Annotated in this window: 3 protein-coding genes and 1 pseudogene; all 4 read left to right on the top strand. The window is 62.0% G+C overall.

All coding sequences use genetic code 11. From position 1 onward, the window contains the following. Nucleotides 1-828 (top strand): type II secretion system F family protein (locus EN969_RS25495; RefSeq protein WP_164758479.1); only part of this gene is annotated, 828 nt, incomplete at its 5' end. Nucleotides 829-908: 80 nt separating this feature from the next. Continuing rightward, complete coding sequence (locus EN969_RS25490; RefSeq protein ID WP_013531957.1) at nucleotides 909-1733, top strand: hypothetical protein; 825 nt, start codon at nucleotides 909-911, stop codon at nucleotides 1731-1733. A 160-nt stretch (nucleotides 1734-1893) separates the two neighbouring features. Further along, on the top strand, nucleotides 1894-2364 hold the full coding sequence (locus EN969_RS25485; protein ID WP_013531956.1) for a hypothetical protein: 471 nt from the start codon (nucleotides 1894-1896) through the stop codon (nucleotides 2362-2364). 160 nt (nucleotides 2365-2524) lie between these two features. Then, nucleotides 2525-2762: pseudogene (locus EN969_RS25480) on the top strand (GGDEF domain-containing protein); the annotation flags it as partial.

The raw sequence follows: 2762 nt of genomic DNA, 5'->3' as shown, positions 1-2762 counted from the left end.
ATGCGCCGGCTCAGGGTCGACAACGGTCCCGTGGCCGCCAAACCGGAGCCGGTGCAAAAGAAGAATACCGGCATCGTGCGCGAGAAGGCGGTGAAGCGGGCGCAGGAATTCTACGCCAGGAGCGATCCGGAAAATGTCGCGCGGCTGCGCATGAAGCTTATCCAGGCGGGCTACATGGAGCCGCGCGCTGTCGGTACGTTCTTCCTGATCCGGTTCACCGCGATGATCGGCACGGCAATCGGTGTGTTTGTGCTCAACCGCTGGATGGCCAGTCCGGACGCAACGATGGCCAGCCGCTGGACATTCGTCATCCTGTCGGGCGCGGCCGGTTATTTCCTGCCCGGCCTGATGCTGAGCCAGAAAGTGCGGGAACGCAGGCGTGAGTACCGCAACGGGTTTCCCGATTTCATGGACCTGATGATTGTCTGCTCGGATGCCGGCATGAGCATGGAGGCAGGCATAGAGCGCGTCTCCAAGGAACTCGCCAAGACTTATCCCGCGCTCAGCCAGAACCTGCAGCTGGTGTCGCTGGAGCTGAGGGCCGGGCGCAGCCTCGACGATGCGCTGAAGGCGCTCGCCGATCGCCTCAGCCTGGACGAGGTGCGTTCCTTCGCCACGCTGCTGCAGCAGTCCAAGGAACTCGGCACCAGCCTGTCGGGGGCGCTGCGCGTCTTCTCCGACGACATGCGCCATAAGCGTATGTCGTTGGCCGAGGAAAAGGCGCACGCTCTGCCTGCCAAGATGTCGGTGCCCGTGGTTGTGTGCATCCTGCCGGTGGTGCTGATGATCGCGGCCATTCCAGTCATCGTCAAAATGACGGCGCACTAGCGAGCGCTCCACAAAAGCCCTAGCAAGGGGCTGACAAACCATTGTTCTGACCGAACCCGGCTTTGCAGGTGAGAAAGTCCATGCTGCTGCGCACCCTCTTCCTTGGCCTTGCCGCGGCCAGCCTGTCGCCCGCCTGGGCCGTGGCCGGCGATTGCGGCGATGCCGCCGCCTTGGTGCAGCAGGCCTATCCCAAAGCTCGAAAGAGCGCCGACGGCACCTCGTTCACGCTCGAACCCCACACCAGCATTGCCCTGACATTCGCGTATGGCGATCCGCCAGGGCTGGCTTGCAAGATCTGGCCCGCCCATGACGACCTGCTGTTGGTCGCAGTGCCGCTGATGGACGGGTCCCAACCCAGCGACTACGCGCATGCCGGCGATATCGAGCTTTTGATTGTCGACAGGAAGAGCCGGCAGGTGCGCCAGCGCCTGCTCCAGCCCGGGCTGATGAATGATGATGCCATCGCCATCCGCCAGGTGGAGCTTGATACCGGCCGCTATGCGCTGGCGCCCGATGTTACTGCCTTTGGCCTGCGCATCGAAATGGCAAACAATTCGCTGCCTAATCCGTTCAGTGAAACCGACCTGCGGCTCTATGCCGTCGATGGCGATTCCCTGAGGATGGTGCTCGATGGCCTGGTCGTGGCCGGCAATGGCGGCGAGGGTGATACCAATTGCGCCGGATCCTTCCATACCAGTCGGGTTAGCCTGGCGATGAGCCCGGCCAAACATCATGGCTACCACGACATAACGGTGGTCGAGCGAATGGATACCGACAATCCGTTGCCCGACAAGGATGGCGAGTGCCAGTCCCATCCCGGCAAGTCCGTGAGCCAAACCTACCGGCTGCGCTATGACGGCAGCCGGTATACGGCTCCTGCGGGGCTCAAAGCCCTGGAGCCGTGAGGACGCCGCTGGCTGCGACTGAAGCACCGCGGCCTGGTGGTTAATGGCTGGTGTGCCCGAAGCCGAATTTTGGCGGCGTTTCGGCACCGAAGTTTAATCGCCGCTGATATATTGTGTTTCCTGAAGAACGACCCGGCAAATCGGGCGATGAGGCAGGGGCATGCGTCACAATAATTTCCCGGCAATGGCCACGATGGCGGCCGTCTTGATGATGTCTGGCTGTTCGACGAGTGGCGTCGACACCACCAAGACCACCGCCATCCAACCGGCGGCTAAAGACACCGAAACCTCCGATCTGGCGCAAGGCAAGGCGCAGTTTCGCGACGCCAATTACGGCCTCGCCGAAAAGCACTTCCGCAAGGCCGTCGAGTTGAAGGCCGACAATGCGGAGGCCTGGATGGGGCTCGCGGCTTCCTATGATGAACTCGGCCGCTTCGACTTCGCCGACCGTGCCTACGGCCAGCTTCTGAAAGTCGCCGGTCGCAGGCCGCAGATCGTCAACAATATGGGTTATTCGCAACTGCTGCGCGGCAATCGCAAGAAGGCCAAGGCGCTGCTGCTCGAAGCGAAGGCCGGCATGGCCGATCCCACCGTCGTCAACGCCAACCTCGCTCTCCTGAACAAGGGTTGATCTCGCGTCCAATGGTCCGGTTTCGGGACACGTGCCATCGACGCTTTGTAAACCCTATCTGCAGGTTGCATCGATGGATCGCCTGAAAATCCGTATCTGGGGGCAGCCGCTGACCTAGAATGCAGCGCAACCGCCGACGCTCGAGAGGCCCTTGCCCGATATGCTGGACTTCAGTTCGCTCCTGCTCGCAGCCGCGCTGTCGGGCATATGCCTCAGCGTCACCATGTTTGCGATCTGGTTCACCGCACCCAAGGCAGGTTTCGTGCTGACGGTGGCGTGCGGAATTCTGGTGCTCGTCGCGCATGTGATCCTGTTCTGGCGGTACACCAAGGACCCCGATCCGCTGCTTTGCCAGATCGTGCTTGCGCTGCTCAGCCTGGGGTTCCTGATCCTCTGCT

This window comes from Mesorhizobium sp. M7A.F.Ca.CA.003.01.2.1, assembly GCF_003998945.1.
In the GTDB taxonomy this organism is placed as follows: domain Bacteria; phylum Pseudomonadota; class Alphaproteobacteria; order Rhizobiales; family Rhizobiaceae; genus Mesorhizobium; species Mesorhizobium ciceri.
The sequence above is the reverse complement of the archived record's forward strand: the minus strand, read 5'-3'. Positions and strand labels throughout refer to the sequence as shown.